Consider the following 1,642-nt stretch of genomic DNA (forward strand, 5'->3'; position numbering starts at 1 on the left):
GCGGCGATGACGGGCTCGGCCAACATCGATCACCTGGAGATCTCCGACAAGGTTTACATCAAGTCGGATGCGCAGGTCGCGACAGGCGATCAAGGCAGCTTCGATATGAAGAGCCAGGTGCTGGTGCTTTCGGGCAAAAAGGTCGTTCTGTCGCAAAACGACAACATTCTGGTGGGCTGCAAGCTTACCGTGCAGATGAAAAGCGGGCTGGCTCAGGTGGATCCATGCGCTGGGCAACGCGTCCAGATGTCGATCACGCCGCCGCCGAAATCGGGAGCGACGAACCCCTGATGGCCAGCCTGTCGTCGCTGACGGCGCGTCTTCCGGGACGGGCCGCCGGCAAGCTTTCGGCGCCGGCCACGGTGACCGTCGATGCGGGAAAGTTCAAGGGAACCCTGATCGCCAAGGGGCTGACCAAGAGCTACAAGGGCCGCAAGGTCGTCAGCGGCGTCACCATCGGCGTGCGCGCCGGCGAGGCCGTTGGGCTGCTCGGCCCCAACGGCGCCGGCAAGACGACCTGTTTTTACATGGTTACCGGCCTCGTGCCGGTGGATGAAGGCACGATCGAGATCGACGGCTTCGACGTCACGTCGATGCCGATGTACCGTCGCGCACGCCTCGGCATCGGCTATCTGCCGCAGGAAGCGTCGATCTTCCGCGGTCTCAATGTCGAGCAGAATATCCGCGCGGTGCTGGAAGTGGTCGAAAAGGACCGCAAGGTGCGCGAGCGCAATCTCGACGAACTGCTCGAGGAATTCCACATCAGCCATCTGCGCAAGGCGCCATCCATGTCGCTTTCGGGCGGCGAGCGGCGACGCCTGGAAATCGCGCGAGCGCTGGCGACGCGTCCGGCTTACATGCTGCTCGACGAGCCTTTCGCAGGCATCGATCCGATCGCCGTCGCCGATATCCAGCAACTGGTGCGCCACCTGACGGCGCGCGGCATCGGCGTCCTCATCACCGATCACAATGTGCGCGAAACGCTCGGCCTCATCGACCGCGCCTACATCATCCATGCCGGCCAGGTGCTGACCCATGGAAGGGCCGACGAGGTGGTGGCAAACCCCGATGTGCGGCGACTTTACCTCGGCGAGGGTTTTACGCTCTGAACGGTTCGTCGTTTCACGGAAAACGCCAATCCGCTCCGTCTTTTCGTCTTGACGCAATCCCAAGGGAAAGCGCTATGCGCTTTTCCCGGGAAAGCGGTCTCTCACTTTTCCTGGAATTGCTCTGAGCGTGAAATTTGTTTCCTGACACGATTTTTCCGGTTCGAGCGGCGCTTTTTCTCGATTTTGCTCCGGGATAACGCTCCGGTAAGCGGGTTTTGCTACCAATTGCCTTGACAAGCAAAAGCCGGGCCAGTTTTATGGCCGGCTGCAAAATTCTTGCCCGGAAGTCGGGATGCGTAGACGAGGCGTTTGAAACCGAACCATGGCGTTGGCGGCCAAACTACAGCTACGACAATCGCAGTCGCTGGTGATGACGCCGCAGCTGATGCAGTCGATTCGGCTGCTGCAGTTCACCCATGTCGAGCTTGAGCATTTCATCGACGAGGAAATCGAGCGCAATCCGCTGCTGGAGCGCGCCGAGCCGCAGGACGATGCCGCCAGCGACCAGGCGCAGAAGATCGCGGCGGAGTCGC

The 1,642-nt window shown here is 61.1% G+C and carries 2 protein-coding genes and 1 pseudogene; all 3 read left to right on the top strand.

The window, feature by feature from the left end; all coding sequences use genetic code 11:
- Positions 1 to 291, top strand: a 291-nt coding sequence (locus tag EN893_RS32960) for an LptA/OstA family protein (protein WP_281062522.1), incomplete at its 5' end; no start/stop codon positions are given.
- Positions 291 to 1,109 (top strand): LPS export ABC transporter ATP-binding protein, encoded by an 819-nt coding sequence (lptB, locus tag EN893_RS32965; protein WP_013529586.1) that lies wholly within the window; start codon positions 291 to 293, stop codon positions 1,107 to 1,109. The genes EN893_RS32960 and lptB, both read left to right, overlap by 1 nt.
- Before the next feature lie 322 nt (positions 1,110 to 1,431).
- Positions 1,432 to 1,642: pseudogene (locus tag EN893_RS32970) on the top strand (RNA polymerase sigma-54 factor); the annotation flags it as partial.

The organism is Mesorhizobium sp. M7A.F.Ca.CA.004.04.2.1 (genome assembly GCF_004022825.1).
In the GTDB taxonomy this organism is placed as follows: domain Bacteria; phylum Pseudomonadota; class Alphaproteobacteria; order Rhizobiales; family Rhizobiaceae; genus Mesorhizobium.

Bases quoted from the DNA above. Each gene is read 5' to 3' on its own strand.
- lptB (WP_013529586.1), top strand. From the start codon at position 291: ATGGCCAGCCTGTCGTCGCTGACGGCGCGTCTTCCGGGACGGGCCGCC.